This is a genomic window from Serratia sp. T13T92 (genome assembly GCF_047530105.1).
Taxonomy (GTDB): Bacteria; Pseudomonadota; Gammaproteobacteria; order Enterobacterales; family Enterobacteriaceae; genus Chania; species Chania fonticola.
Window position 1 is genome coordinate 89053 of the sequence record NZ_JBLJAK010000009.1, and the last position, 25026, is coordinate 114078.

The following is a 25026-nucleotide window of genomic DNA, read 5'->3' on the forward strand; positions in this document are numbered from 1 at the left end:
GGAGCTATCATCAACTAAACAATAGCCGGGAAACAACCGATAATTAACAATTATCGATCAATAATGATAACTAACTCTAACTTTATAGCCATAGTCCGATTTCATTTGGTGCAAACAGGCGTGTTTTGAAGGGAAGTCGGGTTAACGCAGCTGGCTGTCTTTACTGCCCCGGCGATTGAATAGGCTGCTGGCAGCCTGTTTTTTATCCATTTCAGCTTGGCAGTTAACACAGTAACGCACCCCTTGCAGCGCCAGACGCCGGGCTTCGGGGATCTCTGTGCCACATTCCTGGCAATAGTGTTCGCTTTCGCCGTGGCCGAGCGCCTGACGAGCACGTTGTACGGCATCATCTACCGTTGAGTCGATTTGATCCTGCACTGCGCCGTCCGCTGTCCATCCGCCTGCCATGACCACCTCACTATTGAACCTGTGAATGCTTGCAACCCTGATTGGATCATAATCAGTGTAATCCAGCCTGTTTTTTATACAACTCGGCTTGCAGATAAAAAAACAGGCTGGGGCAAGGCCCACAACCTGTTGTTTCGTGCCAATATGTCTGGCTTTATTCGATATTGGATTCGATAAACCACAGGAACTTGTCCAGATCGCGCGATGCAGCGGTGAACATGTCTGCGGTGTCTTCATCCGGAACTTCCGTGATGGCTTGGCGGATGTCGTTGGCGACGACTGCATAACGATCGGCCAGCGCTTTCAGGTGATCTTGCACGCTGTGAATATTGGTCGGATAGCTTTTCAGCGGGGTTTTGTCATTCACCACCTGTACCGTACCCAGCGCAACGCCACCGAGTTGTACGACACGTTCTGCAAAAGTATCTTGATGGTCGGTGATGGCGGTGCGGAAGCCGTCAAGCATTTCATGCACGGCAATAAAATTGGCACCACGCATGTTCCAATGCGCCTGCTTGGTGATCAACGACAGATCGATGAACTGCACAACCTGATGGTTCAGCGCCTTGATTGCGGCCTGCTTGGTTTGCTCATCCACGTCATTACGTGTGTACAACAGGTCAGAAGATTTCGTTTTCACCAGTTTAGCGGTACTCATAATAGATATCCTCTTCTTGATGGGTGTAATCCTATTTTGTTACGGGAGAAATTATAGCAGCTTAAATTTATTTTGCAGGGCGAAAAGGGCGATTAAATAAATAGGCAATAACCGCTGGATATTTTCAGTAGAAAGGCGTATGGCATATTTGATGATTCGTGATGTGTTGATAAGAAACGTTTTTTAAGCTTTTGGAGGGTAAGGGTTGAGATCCCCCACTAATAATAGACACCGATTGAAGGGATATTTCAATGCGCAATTATTGCAGGGTGTTTCTGAGCGTTGAAATAGGGCTTGTTTTTTCCATTAATTCATATTGATAGCCAATTATCCCCAGGGTGTGCGCCGTAACTCTTTTTTGTACCATCACAGCTTGCTATGGATCGAGTCTCTGTTGAGCAAGGGCGCGGGTATCTTGACCGTATCGGTCTGCGTCTTGCCCTGGATAATATGCAGCGCAGCATGACGACCTATTTCGTAATGCGGCAGTTGTACCGTCGAGAGCGGCGGTAAGAATAGCTCGCCAATGCCAACCATATTGTCGTAACCCACGACTGCCACATCTTGTGGTATGCGCAGGCCCTGCGCCAGTAGCGTCTGATAGACCATAAAGGCGATACGATCGTTGCCGCATATGACCGAGTCGAACATCGGATTACCCTGCTTGATATGCGCTAGCACAATGGCTGGGATATCACGGTAGTGCTCATCGCCATGCTCCATATAGACATGCATGAGGGGGTCAGGATTGATACCTGCTTGCCGGCAGGCGCGCTCAAGTCCCTGACGGCGACGCAAGGTGGCAAGATGGTGTTTTGGCAGATGCAGGCAGAGTGGTTGACGATGACCTGCCGCGAGCAGAGCCTGGACCGCCTCGAACTGACCTTGTTCGTCGTCCGGAATGTAGCTGGCGACAGGATCGTGCAAACTTTCACAGTTGGCCAGCACGCACGGGAGGCTGAGCAGTTTGGGCGGCAGTGGCACCTGACGTAGCCCCATGGTGGTGTAGATGATGCCGTCTGGCCGGTGTGAAAGCAGAAGGTCGACAATGGTATCTGGGTTATCGTCAGAGAACATATTTACCACGAAACTGTTCCAGCCATACGCACGGGCAGTCTCTTCGATCGACAGAGTGATTTCCACCGAGAATGGCGTGGTAACAGTATCGAGAGCCAGCACCCCGATAGTATTCGGCGTAGCATGAGCACCGCGTATTTTTTTCGCTGACAAATCGGGAACGTAATTGGTCTCATTGATGGCGACCTGCACGCGTGCCAGGGTCTCAGGCTTTAGCCTTTCCGGGCTATTGAGCGCGCGGGAGACCGTCATGAGCGACACATTGGCCAGTTTCGCCACATCCTTTAGAGAAGCCATATCTATTACTCTCTTCATTACTCTCAGGTAACAGGCTATACGACGAAGTTACTGATGTAAAAGGTTCAGCGGCTATTCTGTCGTAGAAAGCGAAAGAACCGTAGCGAGTAATTTTTGATCGCGATCTCATTTTTTCAATGTTAACGTTAACTTTTGTGATTAACATCATGAATCTCAGCAAAACGACAAGCGCCTTTTTATTTGTTAACGTTACCATGCGAGCATTATTCCAATACGAGAATGCCATAATGAAAGCGCATCACTCTCATAGCTACCCACTACTCAGTGCATTACTGTTCTTCTTTTTCGTGTCCTGGTCCTCTACTGGCTCTTTACTCTCCATCTGGTTGCACCAGGAAGTGGGGCTGAAAGCGGGAGATACCGGTATTATCTACGCGGTGCTCTCTGTCTCCGCGTTATTTGCGCAAATCTTCTACGGCTTTATCCAGGATAAACTCGGCCTGCGTAAAAACCTGCTCTGGACCCTTACCGGGCTGTTAATCCTTTCCGGGCCAGCCTATTTGTTGTTTAGTTATCTGTTACAAATCAATATATTGCTCGGAAGTATCTTCGGTGGGATCTATATCGGCATAACCTTTAACGGCGGTATCGGCGTGCTCGAATCGTACACCGAACGCGTGGCGCGCCAGAGCCAGTTCGAATTCGGCAAGGCGCGGATGTGGGGATCGCTGGGCTGGGCGGTGGCGACGTTCTTCGCAGGGCTGCTGTTTAACATCAACCCGAAACTCAACTTCGCGGTCTCCAGCTGTGCCGGGCTGGTGTTCTTTATCCTGCTGGCGCGGCTGCGGGTGTCATCTGCACCGCATGCGATGCAGGAGGCGGTGTCCGGTGGCAAAGTGAAGCTGGATGACGTGCTGCGTCTGCTGACGCTGCCGCGCTTCTGGGCGCTGGTGTTTTTCGTCATCGGTACCTGCATTTACGGCGTTTACGATCAGCAGTTCCCGGTTTACTTCTCTTCACAGTTCCCAACGTTGCAGGAAGGCAACGCCATGTACGGTTATCTCAACTCGTTCCAGGTGTTCCTCGAAGCCGCCGGGATGTTTTGCGCCCCGTGGTTAGTGAACCGCATCGGCGCGAAAAATGGTCTGATTTTCGCCGGGATGGTGATGGCGTTGCGTATGGTGGCCTCCGGGCTGGTGGAAGGGCCGCTGCTGATTTCCATCACTAAACTGTTGCACGCGGTAGAGCTGCCGATCCTGCTGGTCGCTATCTTTAAATACAACAGCTTGAATTTCGACAAACGCCTGTCTGCCACCCTCTATCTGGTGGGGTTCGCCTGCACCAGCTCGGTTATCGCTTCGGTACTGTCGCCGCTGGCAGGCTATAGCTACGAAAAATACGGCTTTGCCCAATCCTATCTGATTATGGGACTCCTGGTGTTCTGCACCACCTTTATCTCCATCTTCCTGTTGCGCTCCAGTAAGTTATCTTCAGATCCTCTGATGTCGCAACCTTCCGCTATATGATTGAAAAGAGTAAAGAATATGACGTATTCAATATCCAAGGCTGAACAGGAACTGCAGGCTAAACGTGAAACGCTGAACTTGCGTTGGTATCCGCGCTACCATCTTGCCGCACGCGCGGGCTGGATTAACGATCCTAACGGTCTGGTCTGGTTTGATGGTTGGTATCACGCTTTTTACCAGCATCATCCGTATTCCACGCAGTGGGGGCCGATGCACTGGGGCCATGCGCGCAGTAAAGATCTGGTTCATTGGGAGCACCTGCCGGTCGCGCTAGCTCCGGAAGGCCCGGAAGATAAAGACGGTTGTTTCTCTGGCTCGGCGGTTGTTGATGGCGACACGCTGGCGTTGATTTATACCGGGCATAAATTCCATGGCGACGCCAGCGATGAGGCTAACCTTTATCAGGTGCAGTGTCTTGCGACTAGCCGCGACGGCGTCTACTTCGAGCGCCAGGGGATCGTGGTGGATACTCCACCGGGTCTGCACCATTTCCGCGATCCGAAGGTGTGGCGTGAAGGGGATAGCTGGTACATGATAGTCGGCGCTCGCGATGGCGAGACCGGCCAGGTGCGCCTGTATCGTTCCGCCGACCTGCATCAGTGGCACGATGCCGGAGTCCTTGATGAGGCGGAAAAAGAGATGGGCTATATGTGGGAGTGCCCGGACTTTTTCAGCCTCGAGGATAAACGCATCCTGATGTTTTCTCCCCAGGGGATGGCGGCTGAAGGTTTCAACAACCGTAATCTGTTCCAGAGCGGCTATCTGCTTGGTGAATGGCAACCGGGGCAGCCGTTTGTTCGCAAAAGCGAGTTTATTGAAATCGACCACGGCCACGATTTTTATGCACCGCAAAGCTTCCTGACTCCCGATGGCCGCCGCATCGTTATCGGCTGGCTGGATATGTGGGAATCGCCGTTGCCCGAACAGCAAGATGGCTGGGCGGGAATGCTCTCTCTTCCGCGAGAACTGAGCCTCGGCGCAGACAACCGTCTGCAAATGCGCCCGGCCAAAGAGGTAGAGGGCCTGCGTGGCGCGTGGTTCCCATGGCCAGTCAGCACGTTGAAAAATCAGCAGACTACGATGGTAGAAAACTGCGAAGCGATGGAGGTGATCCTAAACTGGGATTGTGTTAACAGCAGCGCAGAACAGTATGGCATCAGCTTCGGCGACGGTCTGCGCGTTTATGTTGATGCGCAGATGCAGCGTCTGGTTCTGGAGCGCCGTTATCCGCAGTATGGCCTGTGCGGGGTACGAAGCGTACCGTTGACAGCAGGAGCATCGCTTAAACTGCGGTTGTTCTTTGATAGCTCCTCCGTGGAAGTTTTTGCTAATGATGGCGAAGCGTGCCTCAGTAGCCGTATTTACCCGGACGCTGCGCGCCGTGAGCTAATGCTATTTTCCTGGAGCGGTTCGGCCTCCCTATCTGAGGCGGGGGCCTGGCAGCTCGAATAATCTATTTATATGTCAGGGATGTGGTAGCTAAAGTATTTCGCACGCTGGTGCCGCATCCCGAACGATTTAAAGCATAGGTTTTAAATGTATTAATAACCCGTTTGTCATGACGGGTGGGTAATTATTGTCGTCATCATCGAGCTTCACCCATAAATATAAATTAAATAATGATGGATTAATGATGAAAAATAATGATGGTATACATGTGAAAAAATTCCGGGTCGGCTGTTTGCTCACGCTTTTAGCAAGCGCTTACGCGAACGCCCAAGCACCTCTATCCATCGAGGAGCGTTTGGCGTACCTGGAACAGCGGCTGAACGAGACCGAGCAGCGGGCCGTCCGTGCGGAGACGGAGATTCGTGCGCTGAAACGGCAGGATACACCGGTAACGGTGGCCAACGTGACACCGACCAAGCCGGCATTACAGCTTAATGACTATGGCGAATTAAAATTCTATGGTGACCTTGAGTTTAATATGGATGGCGCTAGCCGTACCGGCAGTCTGACCTCGTTGAAAACCAGCGCTAATAAAAACTGGGCGCCGGGCGATAAAGAACGCTGGGATATTAACGGGCGTATACTGCTTGGCTTTGATGGATTACGTAAAGGGTCGAATGGGAAATATGCCGGCTTCAGCGTACAGCCGCTTGCGGATATGAATGGCAAAATGAATCTTGATGATGCGGCATTTTTCTTCGGCCAGCAGGATGACTGGAAGATTAAAATGGGGCGTTTTGAAGCATTTGATATGTTTCCGCTTAATCAGGATACCTTTATTCAATATTCGGGTAATACGGCCAACGACCTGTATTCCGACGGCTACGGCTACATTTACATGATGAAAGAGGGGCGCGGGCGCAGCAGCAGCGGAGGCAACTTCCTGTTCAGTAAAACGCTTGATAACTGGTATTTTGAAGTGAATACGCTGGTGGAGGACGGTAGTTCGCTGTTTGTCGACCAGAACTATCATGGCAACGCGCTGGATAGTCGTAAAAACGTCGTTTACGTGCGCCCTGTAGCCGCGTGGCAATCCGGCGAGTGGTCGGTGGCTGCAGCACTGGAGAGCAACCTTGTTAATAATGCCTACGGCTATCAGAATCAGCAGGGCCTTTGGGTCGATCAGTCCAGTCGAACCGGCTACGGCATGACCATGAGCTGGAACACGCTGAAAACCGATGCGCAGAACGGGGCGGTGGTGAACCTGAGCACCGCATATCTTGATGCGACGGATGAAAAGAACTTCAGCGCAGGTATCAATGCGCTATGGCACCGCGTTGAGCTGGGCTATATCTACGCGCATAATAAAATCGACCGCTTCAATATGGACAGTGTGAATGCTGAATGCGACGGCGATTGCGCGATCCTGGCACCAGGAAACTACGATATCCACACCATTCATACTTCCTGGCAACTGCCGAATATTATGGATATGCCAAACTTTAATACCTACCTAGGGGCTTATGCTTCCTGGCTGGATGCTTCGACGATAAATCCAGGTGACACCGATATGCGCTATGGCATGAGGGTACGCTTCAAATATTTATTCTAAAATTGTGTCGTTAAGGAAATACACATGAAACTGTGGACAGTTGGTGATGCGGTAATCGATTTATTACCTCAGCCAGATAGGCAATATAAAGCTTGCGCTGGTGGTGCGCCGTTAAATGTTGCTGTGGGTGCAGCTCGTTTGGGATGTGATTGTGGTTTTATTGGCAGAGTTGGTGATGACCCATTTGGCCACTTTCTCCAGCAAACGCTCTATTCAGAGGGAGTCGAAACGCAGTATATACAATTTGATGAGCAATATCATACCAGTACCGTGCTGGTAGCGCTGGGGAATGATGGCGATCGCAGTTTTACATTTCTGGTGAATCCTTCTGCCGACCAGTTTATCTCCTCTAAAAATCTACCCGATTTTGATGATGATATATTGCACTTTTGTTCGTTGGCTCTGGTTGCCAAGCAGAGTCGGGAGACCTTGGTCAAGGCGATAAGTTTACTAAAGCAACGCGGTGGCATCTTGAGCTTTGATGTCAACTTGCGGGAGAAAATGTGGGGAAATCCACAGGAGATGCTGGCAACGGTAACTGAATTTGCTCATCAGTCAGATATTTTAAAACTCTCAGAAGAAGAATTATATTGGATAACCGGTACGACTCATTATGAAAAAGCGTTGGAAAGAGTAAAGCGATTTCCTTCTAGCCTTAAAATTGTCACCCGTGGTATCCAAGGGGCTATCGCCTTATGGCAAGACCTGGTCATACACGTAGACTCGTATAAGGTGAAAAGTGTAGATACGACGGGGGCAGGAGATGCTTTTATCGCTGGATTGTTGGCAAATATCTCTCTCGGAAATGGTTTGCAGGATTTTGAACAATTGAAATTAGCCCTGACGCAAGCCAGCGCCTGTGGCGCGTTGGCGACTACACAAAAAGGAGCTTTATCAGCATTACCCGATGCGGAGGGGGTCAGAAGTTTTATTGAATCTGAGCATAGACTGACATTTAAGGTTAATTCTATAAACCTTCTTGAGTGAAATGCAGCAGACCTATTGTAATATCAGGTGTCTATAAGTCAGTTAAAATGGATACCGACGGAAAGCATGAAAATTAATGTGGTGGGCACCAGTGGCAGCGGTAAAAGCACCGTTGCCCGCCAATTGGCGCAAAAGCTGGCCGTACCTTATATCGAAATGGATAAGCTTTACTGGCGGCCACACTGGCAAAATGCCTCAGATGACGAGTTTTTGCACCTGGTCGAGCAGGCGTTGGTATCAGCCCCTGCGGGGTGGGTATTGGATGGCAACTATACCCGTACCAAAGCCGTGAAATGGCGGGACGTTGATTGGGTTGTCTGGGTTGACTACGGATTCTGTCGCACGCTATGGCAGGCCGTTCGCCGCGCATCGGTGCGGGCTTGGCACAAGACTGAGCTCTGGTCCGATACCGGCAATTGCGAGAGCTTTCACCGCTCTTTCTTTAGCCGTGAGTCGATCATCCTGTGGACCATCAAAACCTACCGCAAGAATCGTATAAAGTATCTGGCGGACCAGCAGGACCCAGCCAATCGCCATATTCGTTTTATCCAACTGCGCTCTCCGGCGGAAACAGCGGCTTTTCTGGCTAGCCTCTGTTAGTGAGCTTTATTCGATTCAGCTTTTAATGTTCGCTAGGCATGAACCTCTGTTCCAGGCTGAATCTACTTCAGCCTGGAACATGATCTTCATCTGATTAATTTGTCAGATAAGCTCCAATGTTCATAATTTTACTGGCTGTAGGTCACGAAATTTTTGTTTTATCCATCCTCATTGTAGAAAAAGTGACCCTCATCGCATTTTCAAGTGGGCTAAGAACTTAGTTTGTGATGGTTTTGCTAAAACCATTCAGCTAACCAGGACGGAACAATAAATGAACAAGCTTACTGTACTTTCGCTCGCTATCTCTTTGATTTCTGGGTATGCCGGTGCTCAAACTATCATATTAACCGACAGTGAGAACGGTATTGAACTTGGCAATTGGCGGATTGACAGCTCACAGCTGAAAATTCCCGCTCAGCGCTTCAGCTTGCAACAGCAAGTCTTGCATGGTGGCAAGCAAGAGGGATCGAAAGTCCTTACCCTGACCAGTGAGGGGTTGACCATCACCCTTAGCCCAACGCGCGGTATGGATATTCTGCATGTCAATGGTTCCGGCGTAAGGTTGGGGTGGGATTCGCCGGTGACCGAGGTGGTCAACCCGGCTTATATCAACCTGGAGAGTCGCAACGGGGTAGGTTGGCTTGACGGTTTTAACGAAATGCTGGTGCGCTGCGGCTACGAATGGACCGGGCACCCGGGCGTAGAAAACGGCACGCTGTATACGTTACACGGGCGTGCAGGAAATACCCCGGCTTCCAAGGTGGTGGTAGAAATTGCAGAAAAAGCGCCGTATGAAATCCGTATCCGCGGTCTGCTGAAAGAGAATACCTTTAAGAAAAGTAATCTGGAAACCTGGACTGAACTGCGTTACGTCCCCGGGACGCAGCAGTTTACGGTTCACGATCGTCTAACCAATCATGCTGATTATCCGCGTGACTATCAGATTATTTATCACAGTAACTTCGGTAAGCCGCTGCTGGAAGAGGGAGCGGTGTTCAGTGCGGCAATCAAGGAGATTTCGCCGTTTAATGATTATGCCAAGGGCGGTTTGAAAGATTGGCATACTTACCTGGGGCCTACCAAAGGCTTTGACGAGATGGTGTTCAACATCGTGCCTTACAGTGATTCTCAAGGAAAAACCCTGGCGATGATGAACAACAAGAAAGCGGATCGGGGAGTTGCAATTGGTTTTGATACTCACCAGTTGCCGGTTTTGACGTTGTGGAAAAACACGGATACTGAACGTCAGGGCTATGTTACCGGGATTGAGCCAGGGACCAGCTATGCCTATCCGGTAAAAATCGAACGTGAGCAGGGGCGAATCAAACAATTACAGCCTGGGAAGAGTACCGATTTCGAGCTGACTTACACTTTGCTGAACAATGCTGAACAAGTAAAAGAGTACCAAAACAAGATAAAAACGCTGCAAGGTGACCGTGAAGTTAAACTGGTCGATACTCCAATTGCGGTGGAATAGCATCTGGTGAGGGGGAGCCGGTCAAGCGACCGGCTCTTTGGCGTCAAAGCAGCAGTTCGTAGTGGACTTTCACTACCACTTTCTTGATGTTTTTCGGCTCAGTTATCTGGCAGCCGGGTTTGTGCGGCTCCAATGGGAAGAAGATTACATACATGCCCGGCATTAGGTTCAGGGTTTGCGGGCTGCGTTTGATATCCAGCCATTGCAGATCTTTGCTTTCATCGTAAAGATCGTTGCTTTCCCAACTGTCTGGCAGGCCAAAATCGATCCGCTCTTCACCGCCGATCAGGATCTGGATATCCAGATACTCCTGATGAAGCTCGGCGCGTTTGCTTTCTGCTGGCTCCGTCATCAGCTCCATCACGTTCATAAACACCCGTTCGCCATCGATCTCGTGCCGGCCCAACGGCAGGTTAGGCAAATCATATTGACGTACGGTATTGAGGATATTGGCTAAAACGGGTGAGAGACCACGTCCAAAGCGGGGGTTGTACAAACTGCCATAGATCATCCTGATGCTCCCTAATAAATAAAAGACCTGCTGAGAGTATGTCTATTATTGTTCAGGAAAAAAGTTAACTGGCTTGCAATCATGCAACCTTTTGAGCGCGGCGCCGTGGACTTTCCGCCAGGCGCCAGCGGGCTCACGAGAGGCTTTCAACCTGTGGCTTGGGCTTGATGGTTAACGTGGCCCCCATGGAGGCGGTAATGATGGCGGCCAATGCCAACCATTGCGTTTGGTTAAGATGCTCGTTGAGGAAGATCATGCCGGAAAGGGCGGCCATTGCCGGTTCCAGGCTCATCAGGGTGCCAAAGGTACGGGCGGGGATCTTGGGTAACGCGATAATTTCCAATGAGTAAGGCAACGCGGTAGACAGCACCGCGACGGCCAACGCCACCGGTAGAATATCCACGTTCAACAGTGCACTGCCTGCTTGCCAGGCACCGATCGGGCAGAACACGATGGCGGCGATCAATGACCCCACGGCTACGGTGCCCGGCCCGTGATCGCCTCCGGCCTTCTGGCCAAAAATAATGTATATCGCCCAGCAAGCACCGGCACCCAACGCACAAGCTGCCCCCACGGGATCGATACTGCCCATATCGTGGCCAAGCGGCAGCAGGAACCACAAACCGGCAATCGCCAGCGCCACCCAGATAAAATCGATCGGGCGGCGGGAAGAGAACATTGCCACCGCCAGCGGGCCGGTAAACTCCAGTGCCACCGCAATGCCCAGCGGCACCGTGCGTAATGAAAGATAAAACAGGTAGTTCATCGCCCCCAGTGACAGACCATAGATCAGCAAGGGCAACCGGCTACCGGCGGCGAAACGCATGCGCCACGGACGGAAAATGATAAACAGGATCAGCGTACCGATGCTCAGGCGCAGGGTGGTGATGCCTTCGGCACCCACCAGCGGGAACAGGCTTTTGGCTAATGAAGCCCCGCTTTGGATCGAGATCATGGCAATGATCAGTAAACACACGGGCACCAGCGTGGAAGACGCTTTAGTGGTTACAGACGAAGACATCCTTTCTGGCCTTATGGAACTCCCCAGCGTCTGGGAAGGTAATGAATTCAGGTGTTGCACAGTGTAAAGGAATTGGCAGCAAGGTGTTGGCGAAAAACGGGGGACCGGGTTGAATCTGTCAAAAATATGCGCCAACTTGGTTCAAGCAACCAATAAGTGCGCTTTTTTTAAGAGTATTCTGGAACTCAGATAGGTGATTAGCGTCACAAAAAGGAGTATAATTCGCGAAAAGTATAGGAAAATTAGCATGCTATAGTGTTCTTGAAATCTTCTGTTACACGATACAAAGATTTAGACACTCATTTAAAGGCAGAGTTTCACGCTAATTTTTGCTATATTTTCAATGTATGAGAAATTGAAGCACTTTAATAATAAAACGCGTTTGAGGTGGTTATGAAAAAAATTGCATGTCTTTCCGCAGTAGCAGCTTGTGTATTGGCCGTAACAGCAGGTACCGCATTTGCTGGTGAGAGCACCGTATCCGCTGGCTATGCCCAGGGCGATCTCCAAGGCGTTGCCAACAAGGCCGGTGGTTTCAACCTGAAGTACCGTTACGAGTACGACAACAGCCCACTGGGTGTGATCGGTTCTTTCACCCACCTGGAAAAGAACAACTCTGAAGACGGCTTCTACAACAAAGCACAATACAACTCCATCACTGCGGGTCCTGCTTATCGTTTCAACGATTGGGCGAGCATCTACGGTGTGATCGGTGTGGGCTATGGTAAATTCACTTCCAACGCTCAAGACGGTTCAGACCACAACAACACCAGCGACTACGGCTTCACCTACGGTGCTGGTCTGCAGTTCAACCCAATGCAACAGGTTGCTCTGGACGTGGGTTACGAGCAGAGCCGTATCCGCAGCGTTGACGTTGGCACCTGGAATGTGGGTGTAGGTTACCGCTTCTAAGATTTCCCCATGCCTTCGGGCATGAGGGTGTGACCTTGTTGGTCATGCTCAATGAAAATCCGCCTTTTAGGGGCGGATTTTTTTTGCCGGTAACTTATTGAAACGATCGACAACCTCTAGCGTTAGCCGACTCCATACGTAAGGGGGCGCTGCATGCTCCGCCCGTTTAGTTGAATGTGGTACCCGTCTAATTTCTCCTCTAGCTAATCCATCGATTTATCGGGCTTGCCCAATACCGTGGTCGGTTGCAATGAAAAACGCGCCGTGCGGGGATCGCGCTCATATCCCTGCGGCTCGGTCAGCAACCCATAGAGCTCTGGCCGACGGCCGTGGATCCAACGCCGCCCGCTGCTCATGGGGATTAAGCTCAGATCCAGATCGGCGGTGACCATAGAGTCCTGCGCTGCCCAGGTCTCTGACAGGATACGTCCATAAGGATCCAGCAGCATCGCATTGCCGGTGCGCACCTCATCATCGTCTCGCCCCACGCCGTTGCTGAACAAAATAAACAGGCCATTATCATGGGCGCGAGAAGGCAGCCAGCGCAGTAGCCAACCGCGGCCAGTTTCGCCGCGAAAAACCTCTTCGATCTCCGCCGGATTTTCTTTACGCTGCTGCCATAGCGCCAGCGGTATCGGCTTCATGCCGTGCGGGCTGCGTGAGTTTGTCCCCCCAGTTTGGTGAGGGGCGAACAGAATATCGGCACCCAGCAGCGTAGTGGCACGGGCGTTCTCTACCAGGTTGTTGTCCCAGCAGATCAGGATCCCCATGCGAACGCCCCAAGGGGTGTCAAACACGGTATAACTATCGCCTTTAGCGATTAGCGGATGTTCAAAAGGGTGGAGCTTGCGGTGCACATGAGTTTGGCCATCCGGCAGGCAAACCGCATAAGCGTTGTACAGCTGGCCGTCTTCACCCAGCTCAATCAGCCCAACGCCGATGGCCATTCGATACCGCTCTGCCAGCGGGCGGATGCGTGCCAGCGAAGGACTGGTGGCGATAGGCTCAGCTAAAGCGGTGATTTCGCTGTCGGCCAGATGGCGTACGTGCCAGTAGCCGGTAATGCACATTTCCGGGAAAGCGAGGACCTGTACGTTGTCGGCGGCGGCTTGGGCGATAAAGTCTTCCATAACGCCGAGATTGTAGTTCTTGTCGTTGGCGCGGTGTTGAAATTGTACCGACGCAGCACGAAGGGTCGTGGTCATAGCAAGCTCCTGTGGGTTTTTTGTTCGCTAATTACAGCAGCCGCATCGATTACTGTATAATCAATTAAAATCCTCTTTTGATAACTTAATGGAATGGATAATCGTCAACTACGTGCCTTTGTCGCGTTGGCCGAACTGGGGCGCTATCACCTGGCCGCCGAGCGGCTGTGCATCACCCAGCCCGCGTTGAGTAAGCAAATTCAAGCCATCGAACTGCAACTGGGCACCCGCCTGTTTGAACGGGGCCGCCAAGGTGCGCAATTGACGGCCAACGGTGCTGCACTGCTGCCCAGAGCGCGGGAGTTATTGACTCAATACGAGCAGTTTCATCTGTACGCGGTGCAGGTGGTGAAGGGGGAAACCGGGCGTCTGGCCTTAGGCTTTGGGCTTTCCAGCTTTCATCTGGCGCCGCAACGGGTGGCGGCATTTCGCCAGCGCTTTCCGTCGGTGGTGGTTGGCTTGGAGGATCTTCCTTCTGAACGGCAATGCCAGTTGTTGCTAAGCGGCGATCTACAGGCTGGATTTGTACGCTTGCCCGTTGTTGCTCCCTTGCAGGCTTTGCCTTTGCTGAACGATCGGCTGGTGCTGGCCGCGCCGAGAACGATGGCGTTGCAGGAGGAGAGTCTGTTGACGGATTTCCACCGTTTTCCTCTGTTACAGTTGGAGCCTTCGCGTGGCCGAGGGTTGAGTGAGCAGGCTTTGCGTTTTATTGCCGCTCAGGGGCTGCGGGCCAACGTGGTACAGCAGGCAGAGGATATCCAAACCTTACTGGCGCTGGTGGCAGCGGGGATAGGCGTGGCGCTGTTGCCACAAAGCATTGCGTTTATTGCTCCGGCTGGGGTCGATATTCTGCCGTTAAGCGGCGAGCAGACGCAGTGGCAGGTTGGGCTGGCGTGGAACCCGCAGCGGCCTGATGCGCTACGGGATAATTTCATCCAGAGTATCTTGAACTCACAGCGGCCGGTATAACACCACCGTTGGCAGCTGGTGGTATTCGCTGCGGTGGCTTGCCACAAAGCCGACTTTCTTCGCCAGGCCAAGCGAAGGGCGGTTATCCGGCGAGATGATACAAACGACTTTGTCCTGTGAGAAATTCTCTTTGGCCCAGACTAGTGCGGCATTCAAGGCTTCGGTGGCATAACCTTTACCGTGCGCAGCCGTGATCAGCGTCCAGCCCATTTCGGGGACATCGAGTGCGGGTTGAATATCACGGTGAAAATCGGCGAAGCCAATGCCGCCGATATACCTGCCGGTGTTTTTCTCCCGCACCGCCCAGTAGCCATACCCCAGCAATTTCCAGTGGCCGATGTAGCGCAACAGGCGGCCCCAGCTGTCCTCCTTGTCGCGTGGCGTGCTGCCGATATAGCGCACTACCGCAGGATCGGCCCACATAGCGGCCAAATCGTCAAAATCTTCCAGCCGGTGGGCATCCAGGACCAGACGTTCGGTGATCAAGGTGGGGGCAACGGTGTGAGTGGGCATGGCTTCCTTCCTGAACAAGAGAAAAGGCGCTGCCGGAGCAACGCCTCAAGATACTCATTACTGTAGCCGAACTGCTTTGGCTCTAGCAATACCGGGAAGTTACACTACCAGCCACAGCAGCCAGGTAAAGGCGAAGCCACTTAAACCGAGCAGGGTGGTTAATACCGTCCAGGTTTTCAGGCCATCAGCCACTGACAGGCCAAGGTATTTGGTGACAATCCAGAAACCGGAGTCGTTAACGTGGGATAAGCCCAGACCGCCAAAACAGGTGGCGAGCGTGACCAACACCAACTGCATCGGGTTAAGCCCGATAACCGCTTCGGACAGCAACCCGCCGGTCGTCAGAATGGCGACGGTAGCCGACCCCTGCGAGGCACGCAGTGCCAGCGAGATGATAAATGCCGCCGGGATCAATGGCAGGCCAATGGTGGTCAGCACATCTGCCAGCGCTTTACCTACGCCAGACTCGACCAGCACCTTGCCAAACACCCCACCCGCACCGGTAACCATAATGACCACCGCTGCTGTCGGTAACGCACCTCCCATCACATCGCTAGTGTGTTGCAAGCTCCAGCCACGGCGGATTGCCAGGAAATAGAATGCCAATACCAGAGCGATCATTAACGCTACGCCCGGCGAGCCGATTAATGACAAGGCATCACGGATTGGTGAACCGGCAGGTAACAAGGTTGCAGAAACGGTACCCAGCATAATGATGGCGATAGGGATCACGATCAGCGCGGTAATCAACCCGGCGCTCGGAGGATTGATCCGATCGCTGAGTGGGGCTCTGTCTTCCGGTGCCGGTTCTGGGGAGGCCAGTTGCAGCTGTTCCAACACCTCAATGGAGAGGGGGTAGGCTTTACGGTTAAGATATTTCGCCGCGAAGTAACCAATAATCCCCACCGGGATACAGATGACCAGGCCGATAATGGTCAACCAACCGATATCGGCATTCAACAACCCCGCTGCCGCGACCGGGCCTGGGTGTGGTGGCAGAGCAACGTGGACCGTCAGCATCACACCGGCCATCGGCAAGCCAAACTTCAACGGTGAGACTTTTGCCACTTTGGCAAAGCCATAGATGATCGGCGCCAGGATGATAAAGCCGACGTCGAAAAACACCGGAATGCCCAGGACGAACGCGGCACTGGTTAGCGCGGCAATGGTGCGTTTTGGCCCCAGTGCTTTGCTGAAACGCTGCGCCAGGGATTCAGCGCCGCCCGAATGTTCGATCATTCTACCCAGCATGGCACCCAGGCCGATGATAATGGTCACCGAGCCGAGTACACCGCCCATCCCGGCGGTCATCACTTTCATGACTTCACCGGTTGGGATCCCGCTGGCAAGCGCGACCAGTAGACTAACGACCAGCAGGGCGACAAACGGCTGAACCTTCGCCTTGATGACCATCAATAGCAGCAGTACGACACCCAGTACGGCAATGATCAGTAGCATAGTTGGAGACATAGCATAGCCTTTAATTCAGGTAAGAGTCCGGCACCGCGATCGCCCAGGGGCGATACGGGTGCGTTTATTTTTTATGTTATTGAAACTGGTGTTGGCGCTACGAGTTGTTGATTACAGGTAAGGTTTCACCCAACCCAGACCCGCCGTCGTTTCTCCACGTGGTTTATATTCACAACCGATCCAGCCTTGGTAGCCCACTTTGTCCAACTGGGCGAATAGCCAAGGATAATTCAGTTCACCGTCATCGGGTTCATTACGGTCTGGCACCGAGGCGATCTGGATATGGGCATAGCGCCCGGCAAGCGTTGCGATCAGATTACTGATATTGCCGTCCACCAACTGCGCGTGGAAGAAGTCGAACTGAATAAACACGTTCGGGCGATCGATGGTGGCTACCAGTTCCGCGGCCTGATGCTGGCTGGAGAACAGGTAGTTGGGCTTGATCGGTGGGCTGAGCGCTTCGATCAACACCTTGATGCCGTGAGGGGCAAAGGCGTCAGCGGCGTAACGGATATTGCTGATAAAGGTTTCCCGATAGCGGGCAATATCTTCCCCTGGCGGCACTACGCCAGCCATCACGTGAACGTTAGGGCACTTGAGGGCGATGGCATATTCCAGAGCGCGATCGATATCCGCGCGGGCATCCTGCTCGCGGCCCGGTAACGCTGCCAGCCCCCATTCACCTGCGCCCACATCGCCCGGCGCGGTATTGAACAACACCTGCTGTAGACCGTTTTGTTGCAGTTTCTCCGCCAGTAGATCGGCGGGGTAATCATAAGGGAACAGGAACTCTACCGCTTTAAATCCGGCCGCCGCAGCGGCGTCAAAACGATCCAGAAACGAATGCTCGGTAAACATCATCGATAAATTGGCAGCAAATTTTGGCATGGTTCAGCTCCGTAACTCGGCAATTTCATCATCGGTTAAATAGCGAATTGGGCGGTTGCCGAGGGTGAAAATCAGCTTGGCCGCATCTTCCATTTCTTCGGTATTGTTCGCGGCTTCCCGCAGGCTCTCGCCGGTGACCACGGGGCCGTGGTTCGCCAACAGGAAAGCCTTGTAGCTTGGGGCAAGCTTGCCCAGATCTTCCGCCAGCCGCAGATCGCCGGGGCGGTAGTAAGGCACCACCGGCACCTGACCGACGCGCATCACCACATAAGGGGTGAACGGCTTGATGGCATTTGCCGTATCCAGCCCTTGCAGGCAGGAAAGCGCGGTCAGATAGGTGCAATGCAGGTGCACTACCGCCTTGCACGCAGGGTTGTTCTGGTACAGCGCGCGGTGAAAGCTGATCTCTTTCGAGGGCTTGTCGCCAGAAATCCATTCACCGCTCAGGCTGACTTTCGACAGTTTGTCTACCTGCAACTCCCCCAGGCAAGAGCCGGTGGGGGTGGCAAGCAGGGTACCATCTGGCAACAACAGCGAAAGGTTGCCTGCTGAACCGGTAGCGTAGCCGCGTTGGAAGAACGAAGCCCCCAGGCGCACCATCTCTTCCCTTGCCAGCTGTTCAGTGTCAGCGGTCATCGTCATACTGAAAACTCCGTTTGTGCTCTGGCGAAAAAGTTTTCATCGCCGAAGTTGCCCGATTTCAGGGCCAGTGATACCGGTTGTTCAATTGCGCGTACCCAAGGCACGCCTGGAGAAATGCATGGGCCGATATGGAAGCCGCGGATCCCCAATGCCTGGGTGACCACGCCAGAGGTTTCACCACCGGCGACGATAAAGCGGCTGAAACCCTGTTGTTGCAGGCGTTTAACCACTTCGGCAAACAGGGCTTCAACCGCTTGGCTGGCGGCTTCGGTGCCGTATTGCTGCTGGGTTTTTTGCAGTTGCTCCGGTTCGGCGGTGGCGTACAGCAATGGGGCCAGTGGCTGTTCGGCCTGCTGTTCTACCCAGGCGCTTAGCTCGGCTGCGTAGGCGCTGCGATCGCCTGCTGTGATGCAGCGCGAGACATCAATACTCTGTGCAGGAGCCTGTTGGCGGTAGCGTGCTACCTGCTTGTTGGTCATGGTGGAGCAGGAGCCGGAAAGTACCACGACTTTCTTCCCCTGTGGCGCTCCGGCTGATTGAGCTTTTTCCTGACCTGGCTGTGCCCATTGGCGGGCAATGCCGATCGCCAGCCCTGAACCTCCGGTGACCAACTTCATGGTTTTCAGCGCTTCGCCCTGGGTCAGCAGATGCTGTTCGTTCAGGGTATCCAATACCGCGTAGCGCACACCTTGTTGCGCCAACTGTTGCAGTTTCTCCTGCACCGCATCGGCACCACGATCCATCTCTACTGCGTTGACCAGCCCGCAACGCCCGCTGGCCTGGGCCTCCATCAGCCGCATCAGATTACTGTCAGTCATTGGCGTCACCGGATGGTTGCGCATACCGGATTCCGACAGCAACTGGTCCATCACGAACAGATAGCCTTGATATACCGTGCGGCCATTTACCGGTAGTGCAGGGGAAATCACCGTTTGCTGTTCGCCAAGCGCATCGAGCAAGGCATCGGTAACCGGTCCGATATTGCCCTGGGCTGTGCTGTCGAAGGTGGAACAGTATTTAAAGTAGAACTGGCGGCAACCCTGGCGCTGTAGCCAGGCTAAAGCCTGCAACGACTGCTCGACCGCCTGGTCGACCGGGCAGGAGCGCGATTTCAGGCTGATCACCACCGCCTGCGAGTCGACAGGGGTATCATCCTGCGGCACGCCATTGAGCTGGACCGTAGGCAAACCGTTTTCTACCAGGAAGCTGGCGATATCGGTGGCGCCGGTAAAGTCGTCTGCAATCACTCCGAGTAACATTATGAGTTCTCCTTATTCTTCGGCAGTTCGATCCCGGCGAAGATCTTGATCACTGCGCTGTCATCTTCCTTGCCGAAACCTGCGTTGCTGGCGGAAGTAAACATGTTGAACGCCGTGGAGGCCAATGGCAGCGGGAAGTGCAGCGCTTTGGCAGTATCGGCCACCAGCCCAAGATCCTTGACGAAGATATCTACTGCAGATTTTGGTGAGTAGTCGCCATCGACCACGTGGCGCATACGGTTCTCAAACATCCAGGAGTTGCCTGCGGCGTTGGTGACCACATCGTACATCACGTCCAGCGGGATACCGGCGCGAGCGGCCAGCGCCATCGCTTCGGCACCGGCGGCAATATGTACGCCTGCCAACAGTTGATGGATGATCTTGACCGTTGCACCCAGGCCAATCTCGTCGCCGATGCGGTACACTTTCCCGGCCACGGCATCTAGTACCGGTTGCAACTGGGCGAAGGTGTTCTCACTGCCCGAGGCCATCACGGTCATTTGGCCAGCCGCTGCCTTGGCTGCACCGCCGGAAACCGGGGCATCCAGCATCGGCAGGTTATACGCCAACAGTTTCTGTTCGATCTCTTTGGCATCCGCAGCCGCAATGGTGGAGGACACCATCACCGGCGTATTCGGTTTCAACTGGGCCGCCAGGCCGTTTTCCCCAAACAGGATCTGTTTTACCTGGTTGGCATTAACCACCAACAGCAGCACCGCATCCAGTTCGGTTGCAAAGTCTGCTGCGCTGGTGGCGGCCTGTTTGGCACCGGCTTGCTGTAGCGCTGCCAGTGCCTGTGGGTTGAGATCGACGCCATAGGTAGTCAGCCCGGCATTGATGCAGGACGTTGCCGCGCCCATGCCCATTGAACCCAAACCGACGATACAAACTGCGTAGTTTCCTGGTTGTGCCATGATGCACCTCTGTTAATTTTAGTGATTATTTGTTTTGATGTGTTAAATGTAAGCGTTATTGGCGCGGATATCGGTGATCGCCTTCACAATTATTAACAATGTAACGGACGGTCTAAAAAACGGTTACTCTTGCTAACATAATGCTTTTAAATGTTTTTTATGATTATGACCGGCTTCACAGCCTGAAAAGCTTTACTACCGTTGCACGAAAATTGACGTAAAATCACAATTATTATCATCGTAGTCACAGGGGGGAACCGTGATACCTGTTGAACGCCACCAACAAATTTTGGCGCTGGTGTCCGAGCGCGGCGCAGTCAGCATAGCTGAACTGACTGAAAGGCTGGGAGTCTCGCACATGACCATCCGGCGCGATCTGCAAAAACTGGAAGAGCAGGGCAGTGTACTGTCCGTCTCCGGCGGCGTACAGGCGGCCGAGCGCGTGGCGATTGAGCCTTCGCATCAGGATAAGGAAGGGATGTTCAGCCAACAGAAAGCCGCTATTGGGCAACTGGCCGCGCGGCAGATCCCGGCCAACAGTTGCATCTATCTGGACGCAGGCACCACCACGTTGGCCCTGGCTCGCCAGCTCGGCGATCGTGACGATATCACCGTGGTAACCAACGATTTTGTTATCGCCGCCTATTTGCTCGAACACAGCCAGTGCAAGCTGATCCACACCGGCGGTACGGTATGCCGGGAAAACCGTTCCTGCGTGGGGGCCGCTGCGGCTCAGGCTTTACATAATCTGTTTATCGATCTGGCGTTTATCTCTGCTTCTTCATGGAGCATGCGGGGTTTGTCTACTCCGAACGAGGATAAGGTGGTGGTGAAAAACGCCATCGTTGAGGCCAGCCGCCGCCGCATTTTGCTGAGTGATACTTCCAAATATGGCAAGGTGGCCACCTATCTGGCGCTGCCGATTTCGGTCTTTGAGGTGATTATCACTGACGATCATCTGCCGGAAGCGGCGCGTGAGGCGATTATGCAGGCAAATATTACGTTGCTTACTGCGGTGCAGTGACCTTAAATCCCACGAATCTGATAAACACCGGGGTGGTTATCACTGCCCCAAGATCGTGGCCACAGAATCCACAACGGATAATACCAGGCATTGAGCCGCAATAATTCCATCACGCCCAGGTGCCAGCCGGTGGCACCGCCAGCCTGCTACCACATAATATTTACCTATAAAAAGTTAATAAGTTATTTTTAAGGATCCACCTTAATGTGGTGCTGGTCTACATCCTAATGAGTATGGGTAACACCAGGTTATATCGCTATGTAAAGTCAGTGTCATGCTAAGGCAGTTATCTGGCAGTGTGGCAGGTTAAAACTATTGATTTAAATGATAAAGGTTATCAACGATAGCTGAAAACGCCTACTTTCCCAGTCCTGTAAGATCTTAGTGATGGTTAAATCTGCGATATTTTTACATTAAAAAAGGCTCCGCAGGGTGTTTTTGTGAAGTTTTTCGCTAAAAATAAATTTATGGCGACATAAAAATCTAACCTTATGAATTTTAACGAATCAATATATCAATAATCAGCGTGTTTCGATAATCTTTGTTTTGGTCATGAGAAAATTCTTATTCCAGGGAGAAGGAAAAATGCCACAGTTAATGACAATTACCCGCGGTCTATTTACTAGCGATAAAAACGTTCACGAAGGCTTTTTTTTAATTTCAATTAAATGATTTTATTAACGATTAATGCCTGGGCTGTCTGTTTTTATAGTGAAAGTCGTGAATATAATGAAATATAAACTTAATGACCGTATTATCTTCGATGTCGATAGCGGAACGCTGAGTTTGAGCGATCTGTTTGACGATACTGTCACCATCTCCAACCCATCCAAGCGCTTGCTACAGTTACTGATTGTCCACCAGGGCGATGCCGTGAGCCGTGAAGTGATCTTCAAAAAGGTGTGGGATGATTATGGGATGATTTCCAGCAACAATAATCTTAACCAGTGCGTGAGCAAGTTACGTAGAGTGATCAAGGCGCTGGGAATTGATGAGGAAGTGATCGTCACGGTTCCCAAGGTGGGTTTTATGCTGCACAGCGAAATCCAGATTGTGTCTTGTGAGGATGAAAAGGATACGCCGATCCTTGATGCCGAACCGCCGGTATCAGCCGCTAAAACGATACCCGTGGTGGTAGGCAAGGTATTTTCACGTGCTTCCTTGCGCTATGGTTGGGGGATAGTGGGCTTTGTGTGTGTGGTGTTGGCTGGCATAGCGTTCTATATTTTCAATCCAAGCATCCGGCAAGAGAGCTATCTGGGCAAATCGGGTAACTGCGCGGTATTTATGTCGAACTCCACGGTTCGGGCAGATCCGGCATTCAGCGATGATGTGTTGGTGCAGGTGGCAAGGCAAAAAATCCAATGCCAACCGGATGAATACCTGTTACTGATGCGTGGCAATCAGGTGAAGTCGTATATTTCTGGCATCTCACGGCTATTTTTTCTCCGCTGCAAGATTTTGCGAGAGCATAAGATTGAACTTTGCTCTGGTCTGGAAAGCGAATCCTCCCTTTAATTGAATAATGATGCTTGGCTGGCGGGATAAACGACCGACAGCCAGAACATCGTGGCCTGAGATTTAACCACTTTACTAACGTTATTTTCCCTCAAGTACGATCGCTGCAGTGATTTATCCCCCTTATTATTCCGCTGGCTGACTACCCTGAAACAGTAATGCTCCTCACGCTAGCCCTCTCCCAAAAGGAGTGGAGACCGAACGTGCCACCATTTTATTACGGCACTCCGCTTCTGCATCAACCTTGTTACAGATCACCTCTGTACCCGAACACGGCACCATACCAGCACCCTACCCCAAAAGGAGTGGAGACCGAACGTGCCACCATTTTATTACTGCACTCCGCCTCTGCATCAACCTTGTCGCCGCTCACCTTTGCACCTGAATACGGCGCTGTACTAGCTCCTTCGCCCTTTGGGAGAAGGTTGGGGTGAGGGAAAATGGGGTGCCTTAACTGACACACATTAAATGTACAGGCTGATTTTTCACCAGAAATGGCACCGAATAACGACAGTTATAATGTGGTTAATGTTTGCTCGAATTAATCTAGGATAATTCTGCCACCTTCCTTGCGTAGGTGGGATTTCTATCCTTAATTGAGTATTAAAAAGATTAAACACAGGATTTAAATCTAAACATTTCACATTTACTAGTTAATGATTATCTTAAGATTAATTTGGGTTAAGATTTTTCTCGTCAAGTAGGACGAGAGGCATACTCACGTTACATATCAATACTTGGCGTTATCCCGCTAGCAACTGGCAATACCGGAGTGAGTGGAGATGACAAAGATCGGCACATTTAACGGACAATAGAAATCTATAACTTAGGGAGTTTTACCATGAAAAAGATCACACTTGCTCTGGCAATCGTTTCAGCATTCGCAGTAGTGGGCACCGCTCAGGCAGCAGACGTTACCGCACAAGCCTTGGCTACCTGGTCAGCCACTGCCAAGAAAGATACCACCAGCAAGTTGGTTGTGACGCCAATCGGCAGCCTGTCTTTCCAATATGCTGAAGGCATCAAAGGTTTCAACAGCCAGAAAGGTCTGTTCGACGTGACTATCGAGGGCGAAGGAACCGCCACCGATTTTAAACTGACCTCCAAGCTGGTGGCCAATACTCTGACTCAGCTCGACACCTCTGGTTCTACCCTGGAAGTGGGCGTTAACTACAATGGCGCAGCAGTAGAGAAAACCGCTGAAACCACCATGATCGACGTTAATGCCGGTATTATGGGTGGCAACCTGAGCGCACTGTCTGGCGCTTACGACAAAGCTGTTCGTACCAGTGCACAAGATCAGTTCACCTTCAGCATCATCGGCGCAACGGCTGATGGCGCAACTGCTGTGACTGATTTCAGCACCCTGCCTGAAGGTATCTGGAGTGGCGACGTGAGCGTAGAGTTCAACGCTACCTGGACTACCGCATAATCGTTTCCCCAGAGTAATGCGTCTTAACAGGGGGGAAACCCCCTGTTTTTGTCAGCTAAAGAGTTTGGAATACCGCTATGAATCGTTTCTATTTTTCTATTCCCCTGTTGCTGTCCCTATGCCATAGCGCCTTTGCGCTGGATGTTGGCGCGGTCAGTTCCTTTATGCCCAGTAATAGCGCGACGCTAAGTAAAGAAATTAAAAATACGACGGATAGCGGCCGCCTGGTGAATATAAAAATAGAAAGGATTTCCGACCCGACGGAATCCGGCGTGGTGATCCCGATGGCGACGAAAGACGAAATGCTGTTGTCACCGGCCAGCCTGATGATGCCAGCCAACGCCAGGGACGTGATCCGTTTTTATTATAAGGGCCCAGAAGATAGCCAAGAGCGCTATTACCGGATTGTCTGGTTCGATCAGGCATTAACGGATGCGGGGCAGAACACCGCCAAACGCAATGGCGTGGCCACCACCTCCGCGCGTATTGGCACCATTTTAGTCGTTACGCCACGCCAGGTTAATTTTAATCATCAGTTTGCCAATAACAAAGTCGCCAATACCGGCAATGCCACCTTCAAAATGGTGGCCTACGGCCCCTGCAAGAATAAGAAAGAAGGCAGCAGTTGCAAGGAAAACTACTTTGTCATGCCAGGTAAAGATCGTGGCCTGTCAAAAGTGGATATCAATGATAAGAAAAGCCACGTTGCGCTTTGGTATGGAGAGCAATTTATTCAAGTCAAATAACACCGAGTTG

At 52.0% G+C, this 25026-nt stretch carries 24 protein-coding genes; 12 read left to right on the plus strand and 12 right to left on the minus strand.

All coding sequences use genetic code 11. From position 1 onward, the window contains the following. Positions 1-141 precede the first annotated feature (141 nt). The 3 genes from ACMV5I_RS11765 to ACMV5I_RS11775 form a co-directional block, all read right to left on the minus strand. Positions 142-408 carry a DksA/TraR family C4-type zinc finger protein gene (locus tag ACMV5I_RS11765; RefSeq protein ID WP_021805127.1) on the minus strand — a complete coding sequence of 89 codons (267 nt, stop codon included), beginning with the start codon at positions 406-408 and terminating at the stop codon, positions 142-144. Positions 409-562: 154 nt separating this feature from the next. Next, on the minus strand, positions 563-1066 hold the full coding sequence (gene dps / locus ACMV5I_RS11770; RefSeq protein ID WP_202727051.1) for a DNA starvation/stationary phase protection protein Dps: 504 nt from the start codon (positions 1064-1066) through the stop codon (positions 563-565). 366 nt (positions 1067-1432) lie between these two features. Continuing rightward, entirely contained in the window at positions 1433-2440 is a 1008-nt protein-coding gene (locus tag ACMV5I_RS11775; RefSeq protein WP_202712378.1) for a LacI family DNA-binding transcriptional regulator, read from the minus strand. A 245-nt stretch (positions 2441-2685) separates the two neighbouring features. On the opposite strand from ACMV5I_RS11775, the gene ACMV5I_RS11780 reads away from it, so the two are divergent. The 6 genes from ACMV5I_RS11780 (at position 2686) to ACMV5I_RS11805 (ending at position 9992) form a co-directional block, all read left to right on the plus strand. After that, the gene (locus ACMV5I_RS11780) at positions 2686-3927 is read left to right on the plus strand and encodes an MFS transporter (protein ID WP_121608933.1); all 1242 of its coding nucleotides are present in this window, start codon (positions 2686-2688) and stop codon (positions 3925-3927) included. Positions 3928-3945: 18 nt separating this feature from the next. Further along, complete coding sequence (locus ACMV5I_RS11785) at positions 3946-5379, plus strand: glycoside hydrolase family 32 protein (protein WP_202670777.1); 1434 nt, start codon at positions 3946-3948, stop codon at positions 5377-5379. A 205-nt stretch (positions 5380-5584) separates the two neighbouring features. Then, a complete protein-coding gene (locus tag ACMV5I_RS11790) occupies positions 5585-6928 on the plus strand; it encodes a carbohydrate porin (RefSeq protein WP_414824443.1) in 1344 nt (447 codons plus the stop codon). 24 nt (positions 6929-6952) lie between these two features. Next, the gene (locus tag ACMV5I_RS11795; RefSeq protein WP_414824422.1) at positions 6953-7915 is read left to right on the plus strand and encodes an aminoimidazole riboside kinase; all 963 of its coding nucleotides are present in this window, start codon (positions 6953-6955) and stop codon (positions 7913-7915) included. Positions 7916-7981: 66 nt separating this feature from the next. Then, complete coding sequence (locus ACMV5I_RS11800) at positions 7982-8515, plus strand: shikimate kinase (protein WP_202670775.1); 534 nt, start codon at positions 7982-7984, stop codon at positions 8513-8515. Positions 8516-8786: 271 nt separating this feature from the next. Further along, complete coding sequence (locus tag ACMV5I_RS11805) at positions 8787-9992, plus strand: aldose 1-epimerase family protein (protein ID WP_414824423.1); 1206 nt, start codon at positions 8787-8789, stop codon at positions 9990-9992. 43 nt (positions 9993-10035) lie between these two features. Here the strand turns inward: ACMV5I_RS11805 and nanQ are convergent, their stop codons facing one another. Both nanQ and rhtA read right to left on the minus strand, forming a co-directional pair. Continuing rightward, positions 10036-10503 (minus strand): N-acetylneuraminate anomerase, encoded by a 468-nt coding sequence (gene nanQ, locus ACMV5I_RS11810; protein WP_202712376.1) that lies wholly within the window; start codon positions 10501-10503, stop codon positions 10036-10038. Positions 10504-10636: 133 nt separating this feature from the next. Next, positions 10637-11524 carry a threonine/homoserine exporter RhtA gene (gene rhtA, locus ACMV5I_RS11815; protein ID WP_024484559.1) on the minus strand — a complete coding sequence of 296 codons (888 nt, stop codon included), beginning with the start codon at positions 11522-11524 and terminating at the stop codon, positions 10637-10639. 393 nt (positions 11525-11917) lie between these two features. On the opposite strand from rhtA, the gene ompX reads away from it, so the two are divergent. Further along, the gene (ompX, locus tag ACMV5I_RS11820) at positions 11918-12436 is read left to right on the plus strand and encodes an outer membrane protein OmpX (protein ID WP_024484558.1); all 519 of its coding nucleotides are present in this window, start codon (positions 11918-11920) and stop codon (positions 12434-12436) included. A 203-nt stretch (positions 12437-12639) separates the two neighbouring features. Here ompX and ACMV5I_RS11825 read toward each other — a convergent pair whose 3' ends face one another. Beyond that, positions 12640-13641, minus strand: coding sequence for a nitrilase family protein (locus tag ACMV5I_RS11825; protein ID WP_414824424.1), 1002 nt, complete (start codon positions 13639-13641; stop codon positions 12640-12642). 93 nt (positions 13642-13734) lie between these two features. Here ACMV5I_RS11825 and ACMV5I_RS11830 point away from each other — a divergent pair, with 93 nt between their 5' ends. Beyond that, on the plus strand, positions 13735-14610 hold the full coding sequence (locus tag ACMV5I_RS11830) for a LysR family transcriptional regulator (protein WP_121606329.1): 876 nt from the start codon (positions 13735-13737) through the stop codon (positions 14608-14610). Here ACMV5I_RS11830 and ACMV5I_RS11835 read toward each other — a convergent pair. From ACMV5I_RS11835 to ltnD, 6 genes are all read right to left on the minus strand, one after another. Then, a complete protein-coding gene (locus ACMV5I_RS11835; protein WP_121606330.1) occupies positions 14593-15123 on the minus strand; it encodes a GNAT family N-acetyltransferase in 531 nt (176 codons plus the stop codon). The two genes, ACMV5I_RS11830 and ACMV5I_RS11835, sit on opposite strands and share 18 nt — an antisense overlap. A 99-nt stretch (positions 15124-15222) precedes the next feature. Further along, a complete protein-coding gene (locus ACMV5I_RS11840; protein WP_202727060.1) occupies positions 15223-16593 on the minus strand; it encodes a GntP family transporter in 1371 nt (456 codons plus the stop codon). A gap of 111 nt (positions 16594-16704) precedes the next feature. Then, the gene (locus ACMV5I_RS11845; protein WP_024484553.1) at positions 16705-17481 is read right to left on the minus strand and encodes an HPr family phosphocarrier protein; all 777 of its coding nucleotides are present in this window, start codon (positions 17479-17481) and stop codon (positions 16705-16707) included. Between the two features lie 3 nt (positions 17482-17484). Then, positions 17485-18117, minus strand: a complete 633-nt coding sequence (gene otnC / locus ACMV5I_RS11850) for a 3-oxo-tetronate 4-phosphate decarboxylase (RefSeq protein ID WP_024484552.1) — start codon at positions 18115-18117, stop codon at positions 17485-17487. A gap of 2 nt (positions 18118-18119) precedes the next feature. Continuing rightward, positions 18120-19382, minus strand: coding sequence for a 3-oxo-tetronate kinase (gene otnK / locus ACMV5I_RS11855; RefSeq protein ID WP_237733934.1), 1263 nt, complete (start codon positions 19380-19382; stop codon positions 18120-18122). Further along, positions 19382-20296 (minus strand): L-threonate dehydrogenase, encoded by a 915-nt coding sequence (ltnD, locus tag ACMV5I_RS11860; protein WP_414824425.1) that lies wholly within the window; start codon positions 20294-20296, stop codon positions 19382-19384. The genes otnK and ltnD overlap by 1 nt, the downstream gene beginning before the upstream one ends. 259 nt (positions 20297-20555) lie before the next feature. On the opposite strand from ltnD, the gene ygbI reads away from it, so the two are divergent. From ygbI to ACMV5I_RS11880, 4 genes are all read left to right on the plus strand, one after another. Beyond that, complete coding sequence (gene ygbI, locus ACMV5I_RS11865) at positions 20556-21320, plus strand: DNA-binding transcriptional repressor YgbI (protein ID WP_414824426.1); 765 nt, start codon at positions 20556-20558, stop codon at positions 21318-21320. A 729-nt stretch (positions 21321-22049) separates the two neighbouring features. Beyond that, a complete protein-coding gene (locus ACMV5I_RS11870) occupies positions 22050-22838 on the plus strand; it encodes a winged helix-turn-helix domain-containing protein (protein WP_121606335.1) in 789 nt (262 codons plus the stop codon). Between the two features lie 841 nt (positions 22839-23679). After that, a complete protein-coding gene (gene ecpA, locus ACMV5I_RS11875) occupies positions 23680-24270 on the plus strand; it encodes a common pilus major fimbrillin subunit EcpA (protein WP_065686866.1) in 591 nt (196 codons plus the stop codon). A 77-nt stretch (positions 24271-24347) separates the two neighbouring features. Then, a complete protein-coding gene (locus ACMV5I_RS11880) occupies positions 24348-25016 on the plus strand; it encodes a hypothetical protein (protein WP_121606336.1) in 669 nt (222 codons plus the stop codon). The last annotated feature ends 10 nt before the right edge of the window (positions 25017-25026 follow it).